The 26,870-nt window shown below is 40.0% G+C and carries 33 protein-coding genes; all 33 read left to right on the top strand.

The annotated features are described in order from the left end of the window. Positions 1 to 6 precede the first annotated feature (6 nt). The 33 genes from X781_RS04145 to gpJ all read left to right on the top strand — a co-directional run bounded on the left by X781_RS04145 (position 7) and on the right by gpJ (position 26,824). Complete coding sequence (locus X781_RS04145) at positions 7 to 717, top strand: Rha family transcriptional regulator (protein WP_025235708.1); 711 nt, start codon at positions 7 to 9, stop codon at positions 715 to 717. After that, positions 714 to 1,487, top strand: a complete 774-nt coding sequence (locus X781_RS12495) for a replication protein (RefSeq protein WP_025235707.1) — start codon at positions 714 to 716, stop codon at positions 1,485 to 1,487. The genes X781_RS04145 and X781_RS12495 overlap by 4 nt, the downstream gene beginning before the upstream one ends. Continuing rightward, on the top strand, positions 1,487 to 2,134 hold the full coding sequence (locus tag X781_RS04135) for a replication protein P (protein WP_025235706.1): 648 nt from the start codon (positions 1,487 to 1,489) through the stop codon (positions 2,132 to 2,134). The genes X781_RS12495 and X781_RS04135 overlap by 1 nt, the downstream gene beginning before the upstream one ends. Next, positions 2,131 to 2,643, top strand: a complete 513-nt coding sequence (locus X781_RS04130) for a DNA N-6-adenine-methyltransferase (RefSeq protein WP_025235705.1) — start codon at positions 2,131 to 2,133, stop codon at positions 2,641 to 2,643. Before X781_RS04135 ends, X781_RS04130 begins: the two co-directional genes overlap by 4 nt. Beyond that, positions 2,613 to 3,245, top strand: a complete 633-nt coding sequence (locus X781_RS04125; RefSeq protein ID WP_025235704.1) for a DUF1367 family protein — start codon at positions 2,613 to 2,615, stop codon at positions 3,243 to 3,245. The genes X781_RS04130 and X781_RS04125 overlap by 31 nt, the downstream gene beginning before the upstream one ends. A 40-nt stretch (positions 3,246 to 3,285) precedes the next feature. Then, positions 3,286 to 3,426: a hypothetical protein gene (locus X781_RS12295; RefSeq protein WP_158497208.1), complete on the top strand. Its 141-nt coding sequence runs from the start codon at positions 3,286 to 3,288 to the stop codon at positions 3,424 to 3,426. Positions 3,427 to 3,527: 101 nt separating this feature from the next. Beyond that, the gene (locus X781_RS04120) at positions 3,528 to 3,806 is read left to right on the top strand and encodes a DUF1364 domain-containing protein (protein ID WP_025235703.1); all 279 of its coding nucleotides are present in this window, start codon (positions 3,528 to 3,530) and stop codon (positions 3,804 to 3,806) included. Further along, complete coding sequence (locus X781_RS04115; RefSeq protein WP_025235702.1) at positions 3,803 to 4,168, top strand: RusA family crossover junction endodeoxyribonuclease; 366 nt, start codon at positions 3,803 to 3,805, stop codon at positions 4,166 to 4,168. The genes X781_RS04120 and X781_RS04115 overlap by 4 nt, the downstream gene beginning before the upstream one ends. Beyond that, complete coding sequence (locus X781_RS04110; RefSeq protein ID WP_259740469.1) at positions 4,155 to 4,667, top strand: antiterminator Q family protein; 513 nt, start codon at positions 4,155 to 4,157, stop codon at positions 4,665 to 4,667. Before X781_RS04115 ends, X781_RS04110 begins: the two co-directional genes overlap by 14 nt. 136 nt (positions 4,668 to 4,803) lie before the next feature. Then, positions 4,804 to 5,157: a phage holin, lambda family gene (locus X781_RS04105; protein WP_025235700.1), complete on the top strand. Its 354-nt coding sequence runs from the start codon at positions 4,804 to 4,806 to the stop codon at positions 5,155 to 5,157. Then, on the top strand, positions 5,158 to 5,757 hold the full coding sequence (locus tag X781_RS04100; protein ID WP_025235699.1) for a hypothetical protein: 600 nt from the start codon (positions 5,158 to 5,160) through the stop codon (positions 5,755 to 5,757). It begins immediately after the preceding gene. Positions 5,758 to 5,840: 83 nt separating this feature from the next. Then, positions 5,841 to 6,203, top strand: a complete 363-nt coding sequence (locus tag X781_RS12645; RefSeq protein ID WP_081732096.1) for a DUF2570 family protein — start codon at positions 5,841 to 5,843, stop codon at positions 6,201 to 6,203. Further along, complete coding sequence (lysC, locus tag X781_RS11960; protein ID WP_025235698.1) at positions 6,109 to 6,393, top strand: Rz1-like lysis system protein LysC; 285 nt, start codon at positions 6,109 to 6,111, stop codon at positions 6,391 to 6,393. Before X781_RS12645 ends, lysC begins: the two co-directional genes overlap by 95 nt. A 124-nt stretch (positions 6,394 to 6,517) precedes the next feature. Beyond that, the gene (locus X781_RS04090; RefSeq protein WP_025235697.1) at positions 6,518 to 6,841 is read left to right on the top strand and encodes an HNH endonuclease; all 324 of its coding nucleotides are present in this window, start codon (positions 6,518 to 6,520) and stop codon (positions 6,839 to 6,841) included. Between the two features lie 97 nt (positions 6,842 to 6,938). Then, positions 6,939 to 7,403: a hypothetical protein gene (locus tag X781_RS04085; RefSeq protein WP_025235696.1), complete on the top strand. Its 465-nt coding sequence runs from the start codon at positions 6,939 to 6,941 to the stop codon at positions 7,401 to 7,403. After that, a complete protein-coding gene (locus X781_RS04080) occupies positions 7,403 to 8,914 on the top strand; it encodes a terminase large subunit (protein ID WP_025235695.1) in 1,512 nt (503 codons plus the stop codon). Before X781_RS04085 ends, X781_RS04080 begins: the two co-directional genes overlap by 1 nt. Continuing rightward, complete coding sequence (locus X781_RS04075) at positions 8,911 to 10,149, top strand: phage portal protein (protein ID WP_025235694.1); 1,239 nt, start codon at positions 8,911 to 8,913, stop codon at positions 10,147 to 10,149. Before X781_RS04080 ends, X781_RS04075 begins: the two co-directional genes overlap by 4 nt. Continuing rightward, positions 10,121 to 10,798 carry an HK97 family phage prohead protease gene (locus X781_RS04070; RefSeq protein WP_235068790.1) on the top strand — a complete coding sequence of 226 codons (678 nt, stop codon included), beginning with the start codon at positions 10,121 to 10,123 and terminating at the stop codon, positions 10,796 to 10,798. Before X781_RS04075 ends, X781_RS04070 begins: the two co-directional genes overlap by 29 nt. Position 10,799: 1 nt before the next feature. Beyond that, positions 10,800 to 11,996: a phage major capsid protein gene (locus X781_RS04065; protein ID WP_025235692.1), complete on the top strand. Its 1,197-nt coding sequence runs from the start codon at positions 10,800 to 10,802 to the stop codon at positions 11,994 to 11,996. A 43-nt stretch (positions 11,997 to 12,039) separates the two neighbouring features. Further along, positions 12,040 to 12,357, top strand: a complete 318-nt coding sequence (locus tag X781_RS04060; protein WP_025235691.1) for a head-tail connector protein — start codon at positions 12,040 to 12,042, stop codon at positions 12,355 to 12,357. Then, positions 12,358 to 12,681, top strand: a complete 324-nt coding sequence (locus X781_RS04055) for a phage head closure protein (protein WP_025235690.1) — start codon at positions 12,358 to 12,360, stop codon at positions 12,679 to 12,681. After that, entirely contained in the window at positions 12,674 to 13,156 is a 483-nt protein-coding gene (locus tag X781_RS04050) for an HK97-gp10 family putative phage morphogenesis protein (protein WP_025235689.1), read from the top strand. The genes X781_RS04055 and X781_RS04050 overlap by 8 nt, the downstream gene beginning before the upstream one ends. After that, positions 13,153 to 13,497: a DUF3168 domain-containing protein gene (locus X781_RS04045; RefSeq protein ID WP_038643902.1), complete on the top strand. Its 345-nt coding sequence runs from the start codon at positions 13,153 to 13,155 to the stop codon at positions 13,495 to 13,497. The genes X781_RS04050 and X781_RS04045 overlap by 4 nt, the downstream gene beginning before the upstream one ends. Positions 13,498 to 13,501: 4 nt before the next feature. After that, a complete protein-coding gene (locus X781_RS04040) occupies positions 13,502 to 14,158 on the top strand; it encodes a hypothetical protein (RefSeq protein WP_006252746.1) in 657 nt (218 codons plus the stop codon). A 57-nt stretch (positions 14,159 to 14,215) separates the two neighbouring features. Further along, positions 14,216 to 14,632 carry a hypothetical protein gene (locus X781_RS04035; RefSeq protein WP_025235687.1) on the top strand — a complete coding sequence of 139 codons (417 nt, stop codon included), beginning with the start codon at positions 14,216 to 14,218 and terminating at the stop codon, positions 14,630 to 14,632. After that, a complete protein-coding gene (locus tag X781_RS04030) occupies positions 14,632 to 14,907 on the top strand; it encodes a phage tail assembly protein T (protein WP_428993369.1) in 276 nt (91 codons plus the stop codon). The genes X781_RS04035 and X781_RS04030 overlap by 1 nt, the downstream gene beginning before the upstream one ends. Positions 14,908 to 14,980: 73 nt before the next feature. Beyond that, positions 14,981 to 15,217, top strand: coding sequence for a hypothetical protein (locus X781_RS04025; RefSeq protein WP_025235685.1), 237 nt, complete (start codon positions 14,981 to 14,983; stop codon positions 15,215 to 15,217). Positions 15,218 to 15,270: 53 nt separating this feature from the next. Continuing rightward, complete coding sequence (locus X781_RS04020) at positions 15,271 to 18,696, top strand: tape measure protein (RefSeq protein WP_025235684.1); 3,426 nt, start codon at positions 15,271 to 15,273, stop codon at positions 18,694 to 18,696. Between the two features lie 9 nt (positions 18,697 to 18,705). Further along, positions 18,706 to 19,041, top strand: coding sequence for a phage tail protein (locus X781_RS04015; protein ID WP_025235683.1), 336 nt, complete (start codon positions 18,706 to 18,708; stop codon positions 19,039 to 19,041). Further along, positions 19,041 to 19,772 carry a phage minor tail protein L gene (locus X781_RS04010; protein WP_025235682.1) on the top strand — a complete coding sequence of 244 codons (732 nt, stop codon included), beginning with the start codon at positions 19,041 to 19,043 and terminating at the stop codon, positions 19,770 to 19,772. Before X781_RS04015 ends, X781_RS04010 begins: the two co-directional genes overlap by 1 nt. 1 nt (position 19,773) lies before the next feature. Continuing rightward, positions 19,774 to 20,553: a C40 family peptidase gene (locus tag X781_RS04005; protein WP_025235681.1), complete on the top strand. Its 780-nt coding sequence runs from the start codon at positions 19,774 to 19,776 to the stop codon at positions 20,551 to 20,553. Between the two features lie 17 nt (positions 20,554 to 20,570). Continuing rightward, a complete protein-coding gene (locus X781_RS04000; protein WP_025235680.1) occupies positions 20,571 to 21,083 on the top strand; it encodes a tail assembly protein in 513 nt (170 codons plus the stop codon). A gap of 71 nt (positions 21,084 to 21,154) precedes the next feature. Beyond that, a complete protein-coding gene (gene gpJ, locus X781_RS03995; protein ID WP_025235679.1) occupies positions 21,155 to 26,824 on the top strand; it encodes a TipJ family phage tail tip protein in 5,670 nt (1,889 codons plus the stop codon). Positions 26,825 to 26,870: the final 46 nt, after the last annotated feature.

The raw sequence follows: 26,870 nt of genomic DNA, 5'->3' as shown, positions 1-26,870 counted from the left end.
ATTTCGATGAATCAATTATTAAATATTTCAGAACAGAAATCAAGCATTACGATGAGTAGTCGTGAAATTGCTGAAATTGTGGAAGCACGACACGACTCTGTAAAGAGAACGATTGAACGCTTACAAGATAAGGGGATTATTCAACTTACACCATTGGTGGAAGTTAAAAATCATTTAGGGCAAAGCGTTACTGAGTATCATCTAATCAAGCGTGATACTTACATTGTGGTTGCTCAACTTTGCCCTGAATTTACCGCTAGGCTCGTCGATTATTGGCAAGCAAGAGAGAGCCAGCAAATTCCTCAAACCCTCCCCGAAGCCTTACGTTTGGCCGCGGATTTAGCCGAACAGAACCAACAACAAGCGGTGCAGATTGCCTCGATGGAAAGCTATTTCCGCAACGGTATTTCACCTTTTGAGTTTGTAAAAGGCTTGAACGGTGTGAACTCACTCAAAATTGGGGAATATCTTATTGGTAAAAGTTGGCTTTATGAAGCAGCTAATGCCAAGCGTGTTGCCGCTTATGCTCGAGATCGCTATTTAACCGAAGAAACTACCGAAATAGCTCTTCATGGCAAAGAACCATTTGTGGCATACAAGCCGGTGTTGTTACGCAAAGGCGCGGCAAAGCTCTATGAATGGTACACCAAAGGCGAATTACCAATGAAGAAGAACTGGAACGGTGAATTTACACAAGATAAGGCGGTGGGGTTATGAGTAAATTTATTCCAAATAGCTTCCAAATGCCTAATGCGATTGTAGATGAATTTCTATCTCGTATTTCTGGTAATGCCTTTAAATGCTATGCGTTAATTGCTAGACAAACCACAGGTTGGCAAAAGCAATCAGACAAGATTTCTGTGAGCCAATTTATGGATAAATGTGGCATTAAAGACCGTAAAACTGCATTTTCTTGTTTGGCAGAATTGGAGCGGGTTTTACTAATTAAAACGTACAAATCAAAAGGTGAAATTACTGAGTTTTCGCTTAATTTTGAGTTTGAAGATGTTGATTCTGAACCAGTGCCAAAAAATGGGACTAGTACCAAAAATTCCTCTGAACCAGTGCCAAAAAATGGGACTAGTACCAGTACCAAAAATTGGCACTCTACAAAAGACACTATTAAAAAAAATATTACAAATAATACCCTTACGGGTATTAACGCACACACGCACGAGGCGAAAAGATCTGCGGTGTTAGTGTTGCTTGAGCAATTCGGCATTACAGGCAAACTGGCGGAGGATTTTATCGTACACCGCAAAGCCAAAAAAGCCCCGATTACCGAAACCGCATTGAAAGGCTTTCAGCGAGAAGCGGACAAAGCAGGCATTCCCATTCAACAGGCGGTAGAGATTGCGGTTGAACGTGGCTGGATAGGTTTTAAAGCAGATTGGAAATGGCAAGATGATCAACCTAAGCAACATCGACCAAAAGACAATATGCGAGCCGAATGGAATACGCCGGAAGCGTGGGCGGAGGTGCTGTGATGAATCTGCAAAACACTGCACAAAATCGACCGCTTGTGGTGGCGAATAATCCGAATGGCAAATTGTCGGGCGAGATTGAAAACTTGGTAGATCGTATTTTCGACCAGTTGCCAGCCAGTTGCCCAAGTATCCAATACTGGACGGAAAAGCAAATCGCAACGGCTAAGCAGCAATGGATTTTAGGTTTTGCCGAAAATGGAATTAGAACCGTTGAGCAAGTCAGACAGGGTATGAAAGGTTTGCGAGCCAAAACCGATGATTTTGTACCAAGTATCGGTAAATTCATTCAGTGGTGCAATGTGATTGACTATCACGAATTAGGCTTGCCAGATGTGGAACAATTACTCAAGCGTTTAAATCATTTTTCCGCTTTTGGGTTTACTGAAATCGAAAATTTTAAATTTCGTTCAAACGCCGAATATTGGCTTTTAACCGACCTCTACGAGCGTAACCGCAAGCATAGTTGGAAAGATGAAACACTACGCAACCAAGCTGAAAAAGCGTTAGTAGAGGTGGCAAAACGGATTATGAGAGGTGAACAAATTCCACCTCCAAAGCCAGTGATTGAAGAGAAAAAGAAAGTGCCAATAGATCCACGTATTCAGCGGATTTTAGACGAAAAGAAACGAGCAGGAGCAATGCAATGACAGATTTTGACAAAGACACTTACCCAACATCACTTTCGGTATTTAATCCAATCAATGATGAATTTGGTTTTACCGTTGATGGAGCTGCATTACCACATAATGCCAAGTGTGAAAAGTTCATTACTCCGGAGATGAATTTTCTGACCTATCCTCTAGAAAACGAGCGTATTTTTATAAATCCACCATTTAGCGATCCGCTCAGTTTTATCAAGCGTGCAGTTGAGTTATTTGAAAATTATAACTGTTTGGTTGTGATGTTGCTACCAGTAGATATTAGCACCGAATGGTTCTATCTCATTACACAGAAAGCAACGGAAATTCGTTTTATTGTTGGCGGCCGTATTAAATTTTTAAGTCCTGATACCAACAAATGGACAGATGTGTGCCGTGGCAATCACTTGGCTATATTTGACCCTAAGCATCGCAATATGGGGCAAGTTATCCGACATATTCATATTGATGATTTCGGAGCATTGGAATGGCGAGCAAACAGCAGAAAAAGACGGTAATCCACGCAGTTAAATATGCCAATGGTGCAGTAGTAGCTGAAACAGATTACGACCGAAATTTGCTAAAGAGTTTGCCTATTGGCTGTGCGGTAAAAATTACACCAATGAGCCATAACAGAAATTATAAGCACCATAAGAAGTTTTTTGCTTTGTTAGATGCTGGTTTTGAATATTGGCAACCTGAATTTAGTGTATTAACTCAAGCGGAAGAATGGATTGCACAAGCTGTCGCAAGAGAAATTGCCATTGCTGCAAATGATGAAAATCTCTACCGGAATGTAACAAAGCCTATTGCAGAGCGTGTGTTAGCCAAAGTACGTTCAAATCGTGAAGCAAAATTGGATTATGAAGGAATGAAAACCCTTGAAGCCTATCTCGATCACGTTATGAAAAAAGCTGGCTTTTACGATATTAAACCTACACAAGATGGTGGCACAATGAAAGAACGCTGGTCTATCTCATTTGCGAATATGCCCCAAGAAAAATTCAATGATGTTTACAAAACGGTGTACGGCGTAATTTGGAATGAAACACTTTGTAACATTTACAAGAATGAATGGGAATTAGACAACAAAATAAATCAATTAATAGGATTTTGTTAATTCCCTCGAATTCGGGGGGTTTATTTAAGGAGAATAACAAATGAGCCAGTGTAACAATTTAATGGATTGGATTTTTATTGTCGGTTTATTCATTAATGCTTTTTATATTGGAAAGCGAACTGCATTAGAGCAAGAAAAATGGAATGAGAGAAAAAAGAATAAAGGTAGCAGAAATGATTGATGAACTAACTTTAATTTTAATCACGGTTGGAGTGGTCGTTGTTTGTGCCGGCACACTCTATTTTATTGAGTGGTTCGGCAGAAAAGATAGAGAGGGTTGGAATGGCTAATTTACGCAAAGAGGCGAAAGGCAGAGAGTGCCAAGTAAGATTGCCGGGAATTTGTAATTTTAATCCTGAAACAACTGTATTGGCTCATTATCGTATGGATACAGGCATTGCGAAAAAGCCGAGCGATAAACGAGGTGCTTGGGCCTGCTCTGCTTGCCATGATGAAATTGATCGCCGTACTCGTATATTAGACTATGATTTCGTAAGACAAGCTCACGCTGATGCTGTTTTTAGAACGCAAGATATATTAGAGGCTGAAGGTAAGCTATGAGCGATTGGCTTGAAATTGCATTACCCTATCCGCCAAGTGTAAACCATTATTGGCGACATACCCGAAACGGCAGACATTATATTTCAGAGAAAGGACAAGCCTTCCGACAACAGGTAGTTGAAATTTGTAAACAGTTCGATCCATTTAAAGGTGCAGTACAGACTGTATTGCAGGTTTATTATCCAGATAAAAGACGAAGAGACCCAGATAATCTAGAAAAGGCTTTATGGGACGCATTAACCATTGGCGGTTTGATTGAAGAAGATCACAATCAGATTTTAGTCGATAAGAGAATGATTACAGCAGGATTTAAAAAGGGCGGAATGATTATTTTAAAAATTAGGGATTATGGAAATGCGTAAATTTAATGAATTAACACTAATAGATAAACAGGAAGAGTTTGTTGATGAATATATGTATAAATGGGGGGCTTGGATTCGTAGCGGTCGAATTGATAAACCCGGCTTAAACATTATTGCTAAATTGATGCAATCTGCTATTCCGTCAGAGCCAAGTGAGCCAATGTGCGATGATGAAACAGGTATGATGATTAGTCAGACCATTGAGCAATTCTTCAAGAAGAATGACAGTTTGTTGCATTTCATTGTATTTTCATATTATGTAAACAAGCGTACAGTAAATTTTATATCGGTTAAATTGCGTGAGAATTGCGGAGAAATAAAAATGCAACCGTGTTCAGGTAAGTCAAATATTCGAGTGCCTAGCTTAAAAACAGTTAAGCGTAATGTAGAAAAAGACTTAAAGTTAGCAAAAGCAATAATTCACGAACTGTTGGTAACTGGTTTCGTTCTTCTTCGAACAGGTAAAGAAAAATCAAAAAATATCAAAATAATGTATTGACGAACTTGTCATCTTGTCCTATCATTTCAATATATGGTGGTCGTCGTGTAAGTGATGTTCACCGAGTGAATTTTATAGCCCTGATTGGTTTTCCAGTCGGGGCTTTTTATTGCTCTTAATTTGGAGATGGTAAAAAATGCCAGATAAAGATCCGAGTGTATGGCTCATTGTGACTGCATACATTCAACAAAATTATAATGCCATTACGGGGTTCGTGATGGCTTTTTTTATGTCTATGCTTCGTGCTTGGTTTTTACAAGCTAAAAGCACATATCGTCAGCGTTTATTAGATGGTGCTATTTGCGGAGCACTTACATTGTCGTGTATGTCGTTATTAACTCATTTTGGTACAGGAGAAAGTCTATCTACATTCATTGGCGGAATGCTTGGATTTGTCGGTGCTGAAAAAATTCGTGAGTTTTTGTTTGCTCTTATCCGTAAGAAGATTGAAGTTAATGACATCAATGTTGGGAAGCGTGGAGATGAGTAAATGAAATTGGTTAGTTTAGTAGTAGATATGGCTAAGAAGGTAACGAATATGACAACATTAAAATCATTAACTGTAACAGGTTTAACGTCTGCTCAAACAAAAGCATTACTTTTAGCATTAGCAAAACGTGAGAGTAATAGTAATTACCAAATCGAAAATAAATTTGGTTATTTAGGTGCGTATCAATTTGGTGCGGCTGCATTGGTTGATGTAGGTCTTATAAAATCAGACTCTTATAAAAAAGCAGTATCTTTGAATAGTGGGATCTCTAATGGTTCAAATGCTAAAAATCATAAGTGGTTTTTAGCACAAAATGACTTCTGGAACTTGGAGGGAGGCAAGTCAGCATTTCTGAATTCTCAGGCTGTTCAGGATGAGGCTATTATCAAACTAATGAATCGTAATGCACGCACAATGACAGTTAAAGGCATTTATGTTGGCAACGCTGAGCATAAAGCTGGATTACTTATGGCGGCACACTTGAAAGGTGCGGGCAATGCAATTAAGTTTGCTCAAACAGGTATTGCAACAAAAGATGGCTTTGGTACATCAATTAAAGATTATTACGATCTCGGTGCTAAAAGCGTGCGTGGTATCTAATTAGTTGGTGCGGTTACTGGGAGCGAGTGATACAGATGGCGAAAGCATATACATAAAAGCCCGAAACCGCACCACTATTTGTTATGGTGGTTGATATGAGCATTAGCGACAGTTTAAATAAATTTTTCTTGCTGTGTACGATAGGTGTTGTAGTTATTGTTTTTGGATTGTGTAGTTGGATTTACTATCAGTCGAATAAGATTGATAGCTTAAATACCGAAATCGAAACGTACTTGAAAACGATTAGTACACAGAGCAATACAATCACACAACTCAAAGCAGATGTGGAACATAACAGACAACTAACGCTTGAGCTAAGCAAAGCTGAATCAGACGTAAGGAGTAAGACAAATGAAATCATTAAATCTATTCCAAGACAAATCAAAGATAGTGAAACTTTTAATGCCGATGCTCCTAGCGGTGTTATTGAGTTCTTGCGTAAGTAATGAGCCACAAGTAAAAGCCTGCCCGCAATTACCAGCAGCATTAACAGCACATTTGGATAAAACGCCATTTAGCGGACGTACTTATGGTGATGTCATACAGTATGCGGTAATACTCAAACGTGAGCGTGATATGTGTTTGAACCGAATTGATAAGATTCGTGAATGGCAAACAGAAGATTTAAGCAAATAGGATTATGTATGATGGGTGGTGATGATAATTGTGGTTGATATTGCTGTTGGTTGTACGTGATACATCAATAGTGGTGATTACTTTATAAGGTAAGCAATGCTCGCCTTTTTTATTGAGTGCATATATGAGTCGTGATGATTGGCATTATTTGTATAACCGTAAAGCGTGGAAACAATTACGCTTAGATCATTTATCAAAAGAGCCTTTGTGTGTATTTTGTCAAAGAGATGGCAAGCTTACACCAGCAACAGTTGTTGATCATATCAAAGCACATAAAGGTAACTTAGATTTATTTTTTGATGCTAAAAATCTTCAATCGCTTTGTAAGCTACATCACGACAGTACAAAGCAAAAAGCAGAATTAAAACAAGTTAATTATATTGGTTGCGATGAAAACGGTTTACCGATTGACCCTGAACATCCTTTCAACTTGGGGAGGGGTGGGTAAAAAGTTCAGATTAAAAGCTCTGAATACCGCTTCGGGAACTCTGTTGGATCGCTATTACAGTTTTTCTACCCTTTTTTAACACTTTAGGAGGGCTTTTATGAGTAAACGAAAGTTACGTGCTGATAGCTCGACTGCTAAGATGTTAGCCTCTCAAGCTGCACAAAAAACTCTCGAGCCACCACAAAAATTAACAAAAATTGAGATGCGGTATTGGGAAAGTATTATTACAAGTCGAGCTTTAGATAGCTGGACTCCTATTGATCAGCAACGGGCGGTAAAGCTCGCTAAATTATATGTAGAAATTGATGACTACGAGAAAGAATTAGCTACACAAGCCCGCCGCTGGGTAAAAACAGATACAGGCACAATGAAAATGCATCCATTGCATTATGTGATTGAAGATTTGTACAAACGTGAAATTCAAATGTGCCGTAGCTTACAAATCCATAGCAGAGCAACCAATGGTGAAAGTCGTGATCAGGTTAAGACCAACCAACTTTACCAAGATGCCCGCACCGCTATTAATGATGATGACGGGTTAATTGCAAGGGTTCTTAACTAATGACAGTCGCAGAAAAAGTTATTGCGTTTATTGAGCGTTATTGCTTTGTGCCTGAAGGTTCATTAGTTGGTCAGCCGATTAGACTTGAAGAGTTCCAGAAAGAGTACATTTATGATGTGTACGACAATCCTAATGGCACGAGTCACGGTATTTTATCCATCGGTCGTAAAAATGGTAAAACAGCATTAATTGCATGTCTTTTATTAGCTCATTTAGTCGGGCCAGTTGCTATTTTAAATAGCCAGATTGTGAGTGGAGCATTGAGCAGAGAACAAGCTGCTCTGGTATTTAATCTTGCAGTAAAAATGATTCAGCTTAATCCTAAGTTGAATGCACTTGTTGATATTAAACCAAGTGGTAAACGTTTGATTGGCAGACCGATGAATGTTGAATATAAGGCTTTAGCTGCTGATGGTAAAACAGCACAAGGTTTATCACCAGTATTAGCTATTCTTGATGAAGTTGGGCAAGTTCAAGGGCCACAATCAGCGTTTGTTGATGCAATTACAACTGCACAAGGTGCTCATAAAAACCCATTGCTACTAACAATCAGCACTCAAGCAGCAAATGATGGCGATTTACTCTCAATTTGGATTGATGATGCAATAAACAGCAATGATCCACATACAGTTTGCCACGTTTATAGTGCAGATAAAGATTTGAAAATAACTGATCCGAAAGCGTGGAAACAAGCAAATCCCGCATTAGGTGTTTTTCGTAGCGAAGATGATATTCGTAAACTTGCTGAAAAAGCTAATCGTATGCCAAGTTTTGAAAATACCTTCAGAAACCTAAACCTTAATCAACGAGTAAGTACCGTATCAACCTTTGTCAGCCTTGATGTATGGAAAGAGAGTGGCAACGAACAACAAAGCCCTGATGGTTTAACGGTGTATGGTGGTTTGGACTTGTCAGCTCGCACAGACTTAACCGCTTTAGTGCTAACTGCTAAAGGTTACGATGGTAGAGTCAATGTTTACTCATTCTTTTGGACACCTGAAATAGGTTTGGAAGACAGAGCAAAACGAGATCGAGCCCCCTATGATGTTTGGGCAAGGCAAGGTTTTATTCGAACAACACCAGGTGCAACCGTTGATTATGCCTATGTGGTACGTGATATAGCGGAGATCTTGAGTGATTTTGATATTACAGCAATCGCTTTTGACCGTTGGCGGATTGATATTTTCAAAAAAGAAATGGAACTACAAGGGATTAACTTACCTTTAGTGCCATTTGGTCAAGGTTTTAAAGATATGTCTCCCGCAATAGATAGCTTAGAAAGTGATTTGCTTAATGGTCAGCTATGTCACGGAATGAATCCTGTTTTGACAATGTGTGCCGCAAATACGGTATTAACTAAAGACCCAGCAGGAAATCGAAAGTTTGAAAAACATAAAGCAACAGGACGTATTGATGGAATGGTTGCTTTAGCGATGGCACGAGGTATTTCAGAAACAGAGGAAGTGCCACAAGATATTGATTCATTTTTACAGGATATGATTATCGGATGAGTACATTAAATGATACAGGGTGGTGGTCTCGTTTCTATGATCGCATATTTGGCAGTAGTAAACGCTTAGATAAAGGTTCAACATCATCCCCTTTTACTAGCCAATCAAGTGAATCAGGCGGCCAGGTAACAGCTGAAAATGCTTTAAAATTAAGTGCCGTTTGGGCATGTGTACGTTTACGTAGCCAAGCTATCTCATCTTTGCCATTACATTTAAGAGATAGCGACCGTAAAATAGCAACAGAACATCCACTTTATAAAATTATTCACGATGCACCAAATGCTGATATGTGTGCGAGTGAGTTTTGGGAAGCTGTTATTTCTAACCTGGATTTATGGGGGAACGCTTACTGTCGAATTAACCGTATTGGTAGTCGAGTGGTTTCACTTGATTTATTTGATCCTCAATATATGAGTGTAAGACGAGATGAGAGCGGTGAGATTATCTATAAATACACTAAAAATAATGTGGATAGTGGCGAATACAGTGAAAAAGATATTTTACACTTCCGAGGCTTCACGCTTGATGGTCTGATTGGTCTGTCACCGATTGGTTATCAAGCACAAGTAATGGGCCTACAAATGGCGGCAAATAGTGCTGCATCAAAAGCCTTTAAAAATAACTTAAAAGCGGGTGGTTTCCTCAAAACTGGTGAGCGAATATTAAATGAAGATCAACGTAAACGGGTTAGAGAGGGGCTAAGTGAGTTTGGCAAGCCTGAAAATGCGGGAAAATGGATGGTGCTTGAAGCTGGAATGGAGCCTGCAAATATGTCAGGTGCTTGGATTAACCCGCAAGATGCTCAGCTCCTAGAAAGCCGTTATTTTGGCATTGAAGAAATTTGTCGTGCTTTCATTGTTCCACCACAGCTAATTTATAGCACAAGTAAAGCATCTTCTTGGGCATCATCATCTGAACAAATTAACCAAAACTTCTTAACTTACGGATTAACCCCAACGCTCAAACGAATTGAACAAACCATCTCACGCAAATTATTGAAACCTGATGAACGAACAAAGTTCTATCCCCGTTTTAGTGTAGAAGGTCTACTTCGTGCTGATAGTGCTGGGCGTGCTAGTTTTTATACTGCAATGCTCCAAAATGGTGTAATGACTCGTAATGAAGTTCGAGCATTAGAAAATCTTCCACCTGTAACTGGTGCAGATCAGCTAACTGTTCAACTGAATTTAACGTCAATCGATAAAATTGGAAAGGAAACAAACAATGACAATTGAAGTTAAAGACCTACTTTTCAAAGCGGAAGCCGTCAAAGATGACGGCTTTTTTTCTGGCTATTGTAATGTTTTTGATGTGAAAGATGCTTATGACGAAATTGTTCGTCGAGGTGCATTCACGGAGTCCATTCAAGGTTGGAACGCACAAAACAAAATGCCACCTGTGCTTTGGAACCATGACCGAAATCAGCCTATCGGCGTATGGACTAAGCTTGTTGAAGATGAGCGTGGTTTATATGGCGAAGCTCGTTTGCTCATCAATGATGTGGCTCGAGCTAAAGAAATTCACGCCTTAATGCTTGCGGGTGCCATTGATGGGTTATCTATCGGGTATCGACTTAGTAAATGGGCATATAACGAAAAAGAAGATGCATTGGAATTACTGGCTATCGACCTAAAAGAAATTTCAGTCGTAACATTCCCCGCAAATGAAGAAAGTCGCGTTGATGTTGTGAAGTCTGCTTTAGCCAAGGGCAGTTTACCGACTCTCGCAGAGTTTGAGAAAGCCCTGAGAGATTTAGGGTTTTCAAAAAGCCAAGCAGTGACAGTTGCTAGTCATGGCTTGAAGAAACTTATTCAGGGCGAGCCTGAAAAAAATCAAATTAGCAACGCACTAACCATTATGAAATCAATTACTGGAGAACATTAATATGTCAGAAGCAGAAAAAACAATTGAACAGCTCGCCAACGAGTTTAAAAAAGCAACCGACCAAGTAAAAGGTTTGGGTGAAGAGTTACAAGGTAAAATGGCAAATAATGAGAAAGGCTTAGAAGGCTTAAAAGAAAAAGTTGATGAAGCTCTTAACTCAATGTCTGATGCCAAAAGCCGTTTAGACGAATTAGAACAAAAAGCTGCACGCCGTGGTGGCGGTGAGCAAATGGAAAAATCCATTGCTCAACAATTAATGGAATCTGACTCGTTTAAGTCTTTTGCCTCCGACCCACGTACAGGTAAATCAGCATATTTATCCGTGAAAGCAACTATCACTAGTGCCACAACGAATGCTGCTGGATCTGCAGGTTCTTTAATTACTGAGCATCGTTTACCAGGTATTGTAACACCACCTCAAACTATTTTAACGTTGCGTGATTTATTAGCACCAGGTAATACATCAAGTAACGCAATTACTTTCGTGCGTGAAACAGGCTTTACCAATAATGCAGCACCTCAAGCAAACGAAGGCGATAAAAAAGCCCAATCTACATTGCAATTCGGTGAAGAAACTACACCTGTAAAAACCATTGCTCATTATATTAAAGCCTCTCGCCAGGTTTTAGATGATGCTCCAATGCTTGAAAGCCATATCAACGGACGCTTAATTTATGGTCTTAAATTAAAAGAAGATCGTATGCTGTTAAATGGTGATGGTTCTGCTGGCGGATTAACGGGTTTAATGACTAAAGCAACGGCATTTGCTGATCCTGCAAAATTAGCGACTTATACCATCATTGACCAACTACGCTTAGCCTTGCTACAAGTTATGCTTGCTGAGTATCCGTCAAATGGCTTTGTTCTAAACCCTATTGACTGGGCGAAAATTGAGTTAGAAAAAGATGGTCAAGGTCGTAATATCATTGGTAATCCACAAAGTTTAGCTCAACCGACTTTATGGGGTGTTCCGGTTGTTCAAACACAGGCAATTGAAGCAAACCAATTCCTAACCGGTGCATTTAATTTAGGTGCTCAAATCTTTGATCGCCAACAATCAGGTGTTGCGGTATCAACAGAGAATGAAGACGATTTTGTGAAAAACTTGGTTACTATTCTTTGCGAAGAACGTTTAGCATTAGCTATCTACCGTCCTGAATCATTTGTAAAAGGCACACTAGCTGCGAAAACTAAGTAACCTTTAAGCCCCTTAAATGGGGCTTTTCTTTCTGGGAAGAATCATGCTAATCAATATTGAACTGATTAAACAACATTGTCGCATTGATCACGATAGTGAAGATGAGTTGCTCAAACAATATGAATCTGCAGCGAAAAAATACATTGAAAGACAGTTAGACCGTAATTTGTATTCGGATAACGTGCCTGAAGATGATTCTAAAGGTTTAATTGCTGAGTCTGACATTACGCAAGCTATGTTGATGACTATCGCACACTGGTATGAACATAGAGAAAGTGTTGTTGTAGGAAGTATAACTTCAACAGAAATTAAAGAAGGTGTTTGGCGACTTATCCAACCTTACCGAATTATGGGGGTATAAATGGAAATTGGAAAATTACGCCACCGCATCACATTGCAACAACAAATTAACACCCAAAATGATTACGGTGCTTTTGTTACGACGTGGCAAAACATTGCAACCGTATGGGCAGAAATCAAGCCAATTTCGGGGCGAGAATATTTCTCAGCCCAACAAGTACAGTCAGAAGCAACTACACAAATTTGGCTCAGATACCGTGAAGATATTGAGCCTACAATGAGAGTAGAACACAACGGCAAGTACTATGAAATTATCTCTGTGCTGAATTATCAAGGACTAAATAAAACACTTCAACTGATGTGTAAGGAAAAATCCAATGGCTAATTTAAGCGTTAAAGTAACTGGCTTGAAAGAGTTAAAGCAACGATTAAGTAGTTTAGAACGTAAAGCAAAAAATCGAATTGCAGTGAAAGCTATGCGACGTGGTGGCGTAATTATCCGAGATCAAGCTAGGGCAAATGCCCCATTGCTCAAAGAGAAAGTACCACATCGTAAACGTGGTACGCTCAAAAAGAACATTATCGCCAGCACGAAACCACAAAAGGATGGTTCAGTCCGCACTATCATCTTTGTTCGTTCCCTTAAAAACAGCAAGATAATTGAATTTAAGGGTAAAACAGGGAAAGGTGGTGCGTACAATCCTAATGATCCGTTTTACTGGCGATTTGTTGAATTTGGTACGTCAAAAATGCCAGCCCAACCCTTTTTACAACCTGCTTTTGCTTCTAAAAAGGAGCAAGCAGCACGAGAAATCATTACCACCTTACGAGATGATATCTTACGAGAAGCGAAAAAATGATTCAGCAACAACTCTTTAACGCCTTGAAGCCGTTGGTTTCGGGGCGTTGTTTTTATGAAGTGATTCCTGACACTAATAAGGAATACCCTGTTCTTGTTTATCAGTTCCCAACAATCACGCCTAATTCAGCCCTTGAAGATGGCGATCTTGATGATTTTACAGTACAGATTGACATTTACAGCCCCAATCCTGATGACATCTTCGCTTTGCGTAAACCAATTTTTACTGCCCTAACAGAAAACTTTGATTTTGCTGAGCGTGTGAATGATTTCAGCGATTACGAACCCGACACTAAACTACATCGTCGGGTGATGACTTGTCAAATTGCTTACGGAGAATAACCATATGGCAACACAAACCACCCCATTTCAGGGAACAAAATTTTATATTGGTACTGGCTTAACCCAAGAAAAAGCCATTACTGCTTGTACGGTAACACCTAATGCAACAATTACCGCCGCTGGTCACGGTGCTAAAGTAGGAGATTTTGTCAAAATCACCGGCTTAGGTTCACTTGATGGCTTTTATCCTGTTAAGTCTGTTGCTTCAGATGTCTTAACATTTGCTGATGAGGTAGATTGGACATCACAAGATAGACCAACGGATTTCGCAGCAGCAAAAGTAGCAGTTGTGAAATGGTCATCAAACTTCTGTGCGATCAAAAACATTGAAGGCGATGGCGATACATTAGGCGAAGAAGATGTGACGACAATGTGTTCGGAAGGAACAGAAACCGAAGCAGGTGAAATTGAATATGGTTCAATTAAACTCACCTTTTTCTATGCTCCAGCTACCGCAATGCAATCAGATCTTCGCAAAAAGTTCTTTGCTAAAGAAACCTTCCCTTGGATGATGGTACTGAAAAACAAACAGGGCTCTTTATATGGCACAGGCTTCATTCAAACTAGCCCGAATTGGAGCGGTGAAGTAAAAGGTAAATTTGAATCAGGCGTTACGATTAAAAAATCAAAACGTGATTATCATTTACCTGTAATTGCATAATTTTGCCCAAAATAGACCGCTTGTATAGCGGTCTTGTTAATTTGATGAGGATAAAAAATGACTATTGGCACTCGTGAATCATTATTGGCAGAAAACAAGCCAAAACTGAAGAAAATCAAAATTGGTAATTCCGAATACTTTATTCGTGAATTTAATGTTGGTGATATGAACCGTAGCTTATATGGCCAACAAAAAGTAATGTGTGAGTTAGCAGAAGCTCAAGGTATTGAATTAAACTATGATGACCCTGAAGAATTGGTAAAACAGCTTAGCAAAGTTTACGATCCGTATCGCTTAGCCAGAAACCTTGCTCTACGCTTATGCGATGAAGATGGTAATAATTTGTTTGATTTTGAAAATATGGACGATTTAGAAGCGTTATCCCGCCTAGATAAATCCGTATCAGAAGAGTTAAGCCGTGCATTAATGGTAGAAGAACCAAAAAACTCACGACCCGACGTAAGTTCCAACTAATACTCAGTCTTGCGTTGGGTAAAACATTAGCAGAAATCGAAGAAATGCCTGAGTCACATTTCCAAGAATATATGTTATTTTATGAAGAACAACCTTTTGGACTATGGAGAGAAGATTACCGTACAGCACAGATTTCACATCTGTTAGCGGCAATTCATCGAGATCCGAAACAAAAAGCCACAACCCTTAGCGATTTAATGCCATTCTTTTCTGAAAAGAAGAGTGCTGAAAATGATGAAGATGATGGTTCAGTGGCTTATCTGGCTAATCGATAAAATAGTTATTGCATGGCGTAAAACTAGACAATATAATCAAAGTATTGATAGTAACAAGTAGGAGAATTAGCATATGCGTGATTTTATCCAGTTTTGGGCAAAATTCTTTTTTATAATGCTGATAGCATTAGGTGCTGTATTTCTTCTATTTGCTGTTGATTTTGCCTATATTCTCACGTTTTTTAGTGTATTTACCATTGTGTTCGTCATTCGCTTAGTCCAGGCTATTATTCAAACTAACAGACACTATGATGACTTAGAAAAGGCTGAAAAAGAAAAAGCCCGTGTAAACTATGTCATTATTAAATAAAACTAAATTTTTCAAAGAAGCCCGCATTTGCGGGCTTTTTTATTGGGGGAAATATGGCTTCTCTTGGTAACTTAAATATCAGCTTGAATTTGGAAACACTCCAATTTCAGCAAGGGCTAAACAAATCTGCTTATCAATCACAAAAATTTTCAAGAGAATTTCAAGTAAATTTATCTGCCGCACAAAACAAAGCAAGACAATTCTCCGAACGTACAACCCAATATTTAAATAATATTGAACGTGCAGCTGCCTCAATTAATAAAACAGCAAATATCAGCTTATTTTCAAGTATTGCCAACTGGGCAGGAAACAATTTGGTATCTGCAGCCTCACAAACATTGAAATATGCGGATAGCTATACAGAATTGCAAAACCGTATGCGTTTAGTAACTGATAGCCAAAATGAAATGGTCGCTGCAACTAATACGGTATTTGATATATCGTTACGGACAAATCAAGCTGTTGGAGCAACGTCAGAAGTTTACCAACGATTTGCGAAAAATGCTGATACGCTCAAAATTAGCCAAAAACAAGTTGCTGAATTAACAGAAACAGTATCAAAAGCAGTTGCAATGTCTGGGGCAAGTTCTGCTTCTGCAGAAGCTGCTTTAATGCAGTTTGGTCAGGCAATGGCCAGCGGTGAATTACGTGGTGCTGAGCTCAATTCTGTTATGGAGCAAACACCAGCATTAGCACAAGCTATTGCAGATGGTTTAGGTGTGAGCGTTGGTGCATTAAAGGATATGGGGAAGAATGGCGAGCTCCAAATCTCGAAAGTGATTGAAGCTCTCCAAAAAGCGAAAGATACCGTTGATACGGATTTTGAAAAGCGTGTAAAAACACTTTCAATGTCCTTTACCAACCTTGAAACATCAATGATCCAGTTCGTTGGACAGGTTGATTCGACATACGGTGTTACTCAAAAACTGGCAGAAGGAGTTGATTTTGTATCTGAAAACCTCGAAACGCTAATTAAAGTTGCAGGAGCACTTATTGGAGCATTAGCAATCGGGCATATCAGTAAGTATTCGGCGACACTCTTACAAACAGGTTACAACAGTGCGAAAAATGCAATCGCTCATACTCGTGAAGCTCAAGCTATTTTAGCCAAAGCAACAGCAATGCGAACTGCTGCACAAGTGGAAATGGCAAGTCTTGCCGCGCAGTTTCAGCTAGCTCAATCAGAAAGAACTCGCTACGCTCTACGTGAACAAATGAAGGTTCAAGCAGCTCAAATTATTGCTTTGGCGGAAGCAGAAGCAACAGCCAAACGCAATTTAGCAGCAGCGAACACTTTAGCTAGTACAGCGGCTCGGGGGCTACAAAGTGCAATGGCATTACTTGGTGGTCCTGCTGGCGTGATTATGATTGCAGCAAGTGCGTTAATGTATTTTAGCAGTCAAGCAGATCAAGCTCGCCAAAAAGCTCTAGATACAGCAGGAGCAAACGAACGTTTAAAAGAAAGCTATGAAGGGTTAAGTGCTGCCGCTCTCTCGCTCAAAATTACCCAACAACAGGAAGAATTAGAAAACTACAAAAACCAAATTCAGCAACTTCAATCTGATATATCAGCCTTAGAAGCTAATTGGTTTACAACAGGCTTACCAATTCCTGATAGTGTAAAAAAAGAGATTGCCGAACTAAGCGATCAAATTGAGCTGTTGAAAGAAAATGCCAACATTGATTTCTCTGTGCTTGAAAACCAACTTGAGGCATTGGCCCGGGCAATGTTATCAAGCGGAAAAAGTCTTGATGATATTAGAGCTAAATTTAAACTCTTAGGCATCGATGCAAGCGAAACAGAATGGATTTTAGCCGGTATTACATCAACGCTAAATGATATTGGTGATAGTGCCGAAAAAGCAGCAGGGGAAACGCTTAATCTTGATGATGCAATGAAAAAATTGCAAGAGAGATCGGTTACTTTAGCTCAAAAATTGGAAGTCGCTAAACTAGAACAACAAGGGCAAGCAGAATCAGCCTATGTGCTTGCCGGGCTTTATGAATTATTGGGTGTTGAAGGGGCTAAATATAACGAGGTTTTAATCGGTATTGCCACGGGTACAATTACTGCAGCGAATGCAGCAGATAAAGCGATTGGGCTTTCACAAGAAACCTTGAAGAAAATCCTTGACGGCAAAGCTATGCTACAAGGAATGTTCAAAAATGAGACTCAAATTCAGACCATTAAAACTGAGTTAAGAGAAAATGCTAAAGTAACTAAGCCAAAAAAAGAGAAAAAAGCTAAGAAAGGTAGTGGTGAAAATGCTCGTGAAAATTGGCTTTCATTTTACGATGACCTACGCAAGAAAAGTGGTTCAACGTTAAATGAAATCAATCTCGAAGAAACACGAATGTTTCAACGACTTGAAGAGCATATGAAAAAAGGCGTGGTTTCTCATACAGAATATGAGACAGCTAAAACAGCCATTACACAACGTTTTGCGAAAGAACGTTTAGAGTTAGCTGGTAAATATGCCCCTGGAAAACTACTTGCAGCAAATTTAAAAAATGAATTGTCTGCTATTCAAGAACTGCGTAATGCCGGTCAACTTACCGAAAACGAATACCAAATTGCAGAGCAACAGCTGAAATTTGATTACGCTCAAAATAAAACACAGCAGGCTATTAGTCCGTTAGAACAAGTGCGTGGCATGTATGATTCTGAACAAGAATTGAAAAACAAACAGGCACAAGAATTAGCCCAACTTCAAGCATTTTATGATCAGAAATTGATGACCGAAGAGGAGTTTCAAAAACGTAAACAGCAAATCATTTCGCGTTACGAAACCGAACGTTGGCAAAAGGAAATGTCCGAGTATGCGACAGGACTTAACGATCTTGGTGGTGCATTTGATACGCTTGCATCTGCGGTTGAACAATCTGCAGGTAAGCAATCTGCGGCTTACAAAGCGATGTTTGCTGTATCAAAAGCTTTTGCAATAGCTGAAGCCAGCCTGAAACTCTCACAAGCCATCACTCAAGCAATGGCAGATCCTACTGCTATGACTCCAGCTCAAAAATTTGCGAATATGGCTGCAGTCGCCGCAGCTGGTGCGAACGTTATTTCCCAGCTAACGAGCGTTGCTTTTGCGAAAGGGGGACACGTTCAAGGACCTGGAACAGGAACAAGCGATTCTATTCTTGCTCGATTATCCAATAACGAATTTGTGATGACTTCCCGCACGGTGGATCATTATGGTGTCGGATTTCTTAATGCCCTTAATCAACGTCGTTTACCTAAATTTGCGAATGGTGGTCACGTCGGTGGCAAGTCAGGTAATTATGATGGTTTGTTTAATAGTAACAATGCCCAAAGCAATGAAGTATCTATTACGATCAACATTGATAGCAATGGAAATGAGGAAGTTACAATGGAGCAAAAAGCTGCACAAGGAAAAGAACTCGCTATGGCTATTCAGGCTAATGTGCTTGAAGTATTGAAAAAGCAACGTCGCCCAGGTGGTTTGCTCTCATAGGTGGTGAATATGGCATTAAAAACGCTGTCGTGGTGTCCGCAACCTGGTTACACCGTGGAAGAAGAACCACGACGAAAAGTGCTGAAGTATGGTAATGGCTATCAGCAACGAATGGAAGATGGAATTAATACGCTGCTACGTAAGTATTCCGTAATCTACAAAATAAAAAACAAAGAATCGGCACAATTCCGTAACTTTATGAAAGAACATAGCGGAGTTCGTGCCTTTTATTTTAAAGATATAGCTCTTGGTGGCGAGTTAGTAAAGGTTGTATGTACTAAATTTCCTCGACAAGTGGGGAAAACACACACAATATTTACTTGTGAATTTGAAGAGGTGGTGTAATGCCAAAAGATCTACCGTCCAAAATGTCTCAAGAATTGCCAAAATTGGAACAAGGGGCGTTGATTGAATTATGGGAAATTGACTTACGTCATATTGCCAACAGCAATGGCGATAGTGGCGAGTTGTATCGATTCCATAATGGTGTAAGTCAAAGCCGTGCGAATATTTGGTGGCAAGGCAATGAATACCAAGCCTACCCGATAAAAGCAGACGGTTTCGAGATTTCGGGCAATGGACCAAGCTCACGCCCTACGCTTACAGTTTCCAACCTGTACGGCATTATTACAGGGATTGCTGCTAATTTCGGACAAGGTGTAGGCGGTAAAGTAACTCGCCGCTTGGTGTATGCTCAATTCCTTGATGCTCGTAATTTTATAGGTAACAAAAACAGTAAATCTGATCCGACACAAGAAGCAATCAGTTATTTTATTATTGAGCAACTGAAAAGCCTCGATGATGAACAAGCGACCTTTGAACTGGCTTCGCCGGCAGAAACCGATAACGCCAAAATTCCGCTACTAATGATTACTTCTGATGTGTGTATTTGGCAATATCGCTCCGCACAATGTGGTTATACCGGTGGACCGGTAGCGGATGAATTTGATAAGCCAACCACCGACCGTAAAAAAGATAAATGCTCACATTGCATTCGTGGCTGTAAATTACGGTTCGGTGAAAATGCCGTGTTACCCTTTGGCGGTTTCCCTAGCACTACACAATACGGAAATTAAAATGAAAATTGATGGCCGATTAAAAAAAGAAATGCTCGCTCACGCCAAACAATGTGAACCGCAAGAATCTTGCGGTTTTGTTGTTTCTGAATATATGTATGGGCAGTTGATTTATTTGCCTTGCGAAAACGTGGCAGACGACCCAATCAATTTCTTTGAAATTTCGCCTGATGAATTTATTCGTGCGGAAGAGTTGGGGCATATTGTGGCGTTGGTTCATTCGCACTCCGATTCCGCAACAGAAAAAGGCTTGCCGTATTTATCAACGGCAGACAGAGAATGTCAGCTCCGTACACAATTAGATTTTTGGTTAGTGGTGGATAATGACATTAAACAGTTTCGCCCTATTGCACCGCTTATTGGTCGTCAATTTGAAAATAATAAACAAGATTGCCGAAATATCATTCTTGATTGTTATATGTTGGCCGGTATTGAATTACCCGATCAATCTACTTACGAATTTGAATGGTTTGAGCATTCTAATTTATATGAAGAGGGCTTGGTTCGTTGCGGATTTGAAAAAATTCCTTTTGATGAAGAGCCACAGCTTGGCGATGTCATTTTAATTCAGGTGGGATCAGAGGTAGGCAATCACGCTGGCGTTTACCTTGGCAATCAAATGATGATTCATCATAGCGAAGGGCGATTATCGGCACGGGTACCCTACGACGGCTTTTGGCTTAAATCCACTCATTCAATTTGGAGACATTCACAATGGCAAAAATTACATTTCACGGCGATCTTAAACGATTTAGCAATCATCCGTTCGAGCTTGAAGTAAGTAACTTCCGTGAATTAATGAGTGGGCTACTTACGCAAATTCAAGGTTTACGTGAACATTTACGTAATGGTTATTACAAAGTGCGGATTGGTAAGAATTACTTAAACAATGAACAGCTACAAACCAACCCGATGATTGATCTTGATGACAATTCTTCCATTCATTTCACACCTGTGATCGCTGGTGCAGGTAAAGCAGCAGGTATTATTCAAGCGGTGGTTGGTGTTGTTCTGATTGCTGTAGCGTGGTGGAACCCATTAGGCTGGTCGGCAGGTGCTGCAATGATGGCTGGTGCTATGGGAGCTTCACTTGCGATGTCGGGGGCAATTTCCCTTTTAACTCGAACACCTGAAATGAGCACAGGTGCTAGCGAAAGCGAGAAAAAACAAAGCACATCATTTAGTAATATCCGTAACTTAACCCCTCAAGGCAGACCAATTCCATTGCTTTACGGCAAAATGATGACCAGCCTTGTCTTGATTTCACAAGGGATTGAAACCTTTGATGATGTTGAAACATTAAATAATTAGCAAAATTCTGAATAAATTTGACCGCTTGTAAGCATTGTTTACAGGCGGTTTTCTGTTTTTAAGAGGTATGTATGGGCGGTAAAAAACAAGGTTCAGCACGCACACCACACGAAGCACCTGATAGCCTAAAATCAGCACAGCGATTACGTGCGATTGGTTTGATTTCACTAGGTCCAATTAAAGGCCCTGTAAACAAGTGGAAATCCACTTTTTTTGATAATACACCAATTCAAAACGAAAATGGCGTTGATGATAACGATGAAGCCAGTTTTAACTTTAAAAATACCGAAGTGTCATTTACGTTAGGCACACAAGATCAACTCCCATTACAAGGCTTTGAAATGTCGGAGCGTGAAGTATCGGTTAGCACTGAAGTGAAATACACCACGCCAATCACTCGAACCGTTACCGATCCTGATGTTACTCGTTTACGTGTAACTTTGGGCGTAAATGCTCTCTATGAACAAAACGATCAGGGCGATACTAATGGCACATCGGTTTGGTTTCGTATTTTAATTAACGGTTTGCCACGTGCTACCTATGAAATTAACGGTAAGTCATCATCACGTTTTTATCGTAGCTACATTGTTGATAATTTACCTGAACGCCCTTTCACTATTACGGTAGAACGTACAACGACGGATTCTAAAAGCCAACGCTTACAAAATGCGACGAACTGGGTCAGCTATACAGAGATTATTGACACTAAATTGTCTTATCCAAATATGGCATTGGTTGGCATTAAAACTGATTCACGCTACAACCCCAACTTCCCGAATGTGAATTTCTTGCTTTATGGACGTTTGGTTAAAGTGCCAAGCACTTACGATCCTGAAACTCGTACCTATTCTTCTGCACTTTGGAAAGGCGACTGGAAACAAGCTTGGACAAATAACCCTGTTTGGGTGTTTTACGATTTAGTAACCGACCCTTTAGCTGGATTAGGTAAACGTGTGGGCGATTATGGTTTGGATAAATTCCAGCTCTACCAAATTGCCAAATACTGCGACGAGTTGGTTGATGACGGCTACGGTGGCAAAGAACCACGAATGACAGCTAATTTATGGCTGACCGATCAACGTTCTGCCTATGAAGTGCTTTCTGATATGGCATCGGTATTTCGTGCGATTGCCGTATGGAACGGTACGCAATTCACAGCAATTCAAGACCGTACAGCCGATCCAGTTTGTACTTATAGCCAAGCAAACGTAATCGACGGTAAATTCTCTCGCCAGTATGCGACGATGAAATCCATCTATACCGCTGCCGAAGTTGAGTATGCCGATGAACGCAATATGTATCAAAAGGCGGTGGAATATGTCGCTGATGATTTAATGATCGAGCGTTACGGCTACAACGTCAAGAAAATGACCGCTTACGCCACAACAAGTCGTGGGCAAGCCCACCGTTGGGGTAAATGGGTTTTAGCCACATCACTACTAGAACAATGTACCATTACATTTAGTGTTGGTCGCCAAGGCTTATTACATTTACCAGGGGATATTATCGAAATCGCTGATAACGATTACGCAGGCAAAACGCTTGGCGGTCGTGTTGTAGCGGTTAATAGTAAAGTAGTTACGCTTGATCAGCCGATTGAAATTTCAGGTAATAGTTATTTGAGCTACCTCAACGATGAAATGAAAGTCGTAAAAGTGGCAATTTCTAGCGTAGATAGCAAAAATAAAGCCGTAGTTACATTGGCAACAGTTCCAACAGGGCTTGAGCCAATGGATGATTGGGTACTAAAAACACCAACCGTTTCTACTCAGCTTTATAGAGCGATTGGTATTACAGAAAATGACGACGGCAGTTATACCATTACCGCTCTCCAACACGAACCGCAAAAAGAGTCGATTGTTGATGGTAGTGCGAGTTTCATTCCTGTTGTGACAACAGCTCATACTGGTGGTACTCAGAAAGTAGCAAATGCGGAAGCAAGCATTAACGAAAACGGTGTGAAATTAACGTGGGAGATGCCATCATCTAATAGCATTGTAAAATATGAAGTTCGCCTATATCGCAATGGCGTTCTTTACCAAACCTATTTAGATTTGGAAACCACCGAGCTTACTTTTGATGATTTACAGGATGGTAGTTATGTTGCAGAAATTCGCTCTAAAAATGCTAATGGTCAATTATCTGATCCTGTTACTCGTGCGTTTGAAATCAATCTTACGATCAACCGTTTAACCACAAAATCACTTTATTTCTCTATTCAATTAGACTGGGATCTACCGAAAACGGCAACCGTAGGTAATTACACCGAAATTTGGCGTAGCGTGGATAATAATATCAGCAATGCGAAAAAAATTGCGACATTGCCGTATCCACAAAATAGCTATATTCTCAACGGCATTGATTTAAACGAAAGTTATTATTTCTTTGTTCGTTGTGGCGATAAAGCAGGGAATAAAGGGCAATTTACAGAAGGCGTATTTGGCGAAGCAGATCATAATCCTGACACTTTGCTAAATGTGCTTGAAGGTCAAATTACTCGTAGCCAGTTAGGTTCAGATTTGATTGCCTCATTACAGCAAGATATTGATACTGCTGTTGCAGGTGAAGCAGGATTAAGACAATCAGCTGTCGCTAATGCTGTTTCACAAATCATATCAGAATCTCAAGCTAGAGCTAAAGCCATTCAGGACGAGGCTAATAATCGCACCAAAGCAATTCAAGCAGAAAGTGTAAATTTAACGAAAAAAATTCAAGCCGAAGCAGCGACCCGAGGGAATGCTGTTACACAGTTACAAAATGTTGATGCTCAACAAGCACAACTCATTTCTGCTGTCACGGCAAAAGCTAATAACGCTCTATCAGGTTTGGAAGAAGAAAGAACCGCCCGAGCAAACGGCGATAAAGCTGAATCTCAAGCCCGTGAAGCATTAACAGCAAGAATGGGATCTGCTGAAAGCAATATCGCAACTATTCAACGTACGGTAGCAACTAATGCCCAAAGCATTAGTGAAGTCAGCCAAAATTTAAATGCGAAGCTGGATAATTTAAGTATGGGTGGGCGAAATTATTTAGGCTACACTAAAGATTTTTCTTCCGGCTGGGAGTTTGCTCAACACGCTAATGAAACCGCTTTAAATGGCAACGGTACTATTATTGATGGTTGTTTGTACTTTAACTCAAAAACCAATAAAGTTTCAGAGTGGCATCAATTTAGCCGAGAAAGTTCAGTAAGTCAGAGATTATCATCAGAATCGCTGAACCGGTTAGAGTCTGGCACATATACAATTAGCTTTATGGCTAAGAGCAATATTGATAATGACCGCATTTGGTTTTCAGTACGCCAATATTTTAATAATGGTGAAAGTAACAACAAAGCAGTATGGGTTACAGGTATTAGTAATGAGTGGGGTAAATTTTCAGCTCAGATTGAGATTGAAGATAGAGCTTCATCTGATAAAACACATAAGTATTGGCTAGCTGTTTTAGGTTGTTTTACTGTAGGTGCTGAAGTTTGGTTGAAGAATATCAAACTGGAGAAAGGCAATATTGCTACAGACTGGACACCTGCCCCTGAAGATGTGGAAAGCAGTGTGAGTGCTGTATCTGCTGATTTAACCACCTACAAACAAACCCAAGCAGCTGCCGATTCAGCACAAGCACAGCAACTTAATCAGTTATCTGTGAACTTGACCAAAGCAGAGACTAATTTCAATGCCAAAATCACGGAAGAAAAAAAAGCTCGTGTTGATGCAGATAAAGTGAATGCAGATAAACTCACAGACATAACAAGCCGTGTTGCAAATGCAGAGTCAAGCATTACCGGTATTCAATCCACCAAAGCGAGCAAGACAGAAGTAGCAAGCCTTGCTCAAAATTCATTGCAAGCAATTTGGAAAGCAGATGTACAGTCTGCGGTTAATGGATTTAAAGTCGGAGGTCGGAATTATTTAGGCTACACTAAAGATTTTTCTTCCGGCTGGGAGTTTGCTCAACACGCTAATGAAACCGCTTTAAATGGCAACGGTACTATTATTGATGGTTGTTTGTACTTTAACTCAAAAACCAATAAAGTTTCAGAGTGGCATCAATTTAGCCGAGAAAGTTCAGTAAGTCAGAGATTATCATCAGAATCGCTGAACCGGTTAGAGTCTGGCACATATACAATTAGCTTTATGGCTAAGAGCAATATTGATAATGACCGCATTTGGTTTTCAGTACGCCAATATTTTAATAATGGTGAAAGTAACAACAAAGCAGTATGGGTTACAGGTATTAGTAATGAGTGGGGTAAATTTTCAGCTCAGATTGAGATTGAAGATAGAGCTTCATCTGATAAAACACATAAGTATTGGCTAGCTGTTTTAGGTTGTTTTACTGTAGGTGCTGAAGTTTGGTTGAAGAATATCAAACTGGAGAAAGGCAATATTGCTACAGACTGGACACCTGCCCCTGAAGATGTGGAAAGCAGTGTGAGTGCTGTGTCAGCCAAAATTGATACCATTCAGCAAACTCTAGCTAATTCTGATTCAGCTTTAAGTTCTCGCATTGACAGCGTAACAGCATCCGTGAATAGCAATAAAGCACAAATTTCACAGGTGAGTAATGCGGTTGCAGGTGTAAATGGTAAATTATCTGCAACTCACACTATCAAAGCACAGACTATTGCAGGTGGACGAACTGCTATTGCAGGTATCGCGATGGGAGCAAGTTCTGACGGTGTAACTACAGAATCATCTGTTATCGTAATGGCGGATAAATTTGGCATTGTTGCTAATGCGAATGATGGAAATGTGAAACCTGTATTTAGTGTGGCAAATGGTCAAGTTGGTATTCGTGGAGATCTGATTGCTGATGGTTCTATTATTGGAGATAAAATTCGAGCAAATACCGATTTATCCTCTCCTAATATCAATGGCGGTAATATCTCAGGGACTAACATCACTGGTACAACAATAAGTGGTGGTACTATTACAGGTACAACCGTTAGTGGTGGTACGGTAACTGGTACGACAGTTAGTGGGGGTACAGTTAAAGGTTCTCGTATTGAAGGTGGAGTAATTAGTGGTTCAACAATCCTTGGGGATATTGTGAAAGCAGTTATTCTGACTAAAAAAGGAAATGACTTTGAAGGTACTGTACCAGCAAGTGAGATTTCCTCTCGTACTGTAGTTATTCCATCAATCAGTTTTAATGCAAATAGTGGTGAAACAAGTACGGTCACTATATATATCGATGGGTCAAAAGTAGCTGAATCAAGTGTTTCAGGAATAAGGAAAGAAATACCAATTATGGCAACTATTGCTCCCACAGAGATTAGGGGAAGTGTATCAGTATCGGTTTCTGGTGATGTCGGTGGCGATTTATCAGGAAGCGTTAGAGGTTCAGTTTCTGGTCAAGCTAGTGGTATGGTTTCAGGACAAGCTAGTGGTACTGTTTCTGGTAATGTAAATGGGAATGTCAATGGAGGTTTTGTTAGTGGACACGTTTCAGGAATGGCATCAGGCAACCTATCAGGAACGGCTTCAGGTTCTTTATCAGGTCAAGTGAGTGGCGAGGCTCATGGCAGAGCGACAGGGAGAGTTACAGGAACAGCTACTGGCTTTGCGACAGGAACAACGCCAATGACAACTATTAGGACATCATTTATGCTGGAAGTTCCTACATCAGGAAGCATCTCGGGTTACAAACAGATCACAGGTGAAAGTGTTCTTATAAAAGTAACAGCAAATAATTCAACAGCACTAAGCGGACAAAACTCTTTAGTTGCGTTAGTTGCATAGCTCAACGGCTCAAGTAGAAATACTTGGGCTTTTTTTATTATCAACA

The sequence above is a fragment of the Mannheimia sp. USDA-ARS-USMARC-1261 genome, from assembly GCF_000521605.1.
In the GTDB taxonomy this organism is placed as follows: Bacteria; Pseudomonadota; Gammaproteobacteria; order Enterobacterales; family Pasteurellaceae; genus Mannheimia; species Mannheimia indoligenes.
The sequence above is the reverse complement of the archived record's forward strand: the minus strand, read 5'-3'. Positions and strand labels throughout refer to the sequence as shown.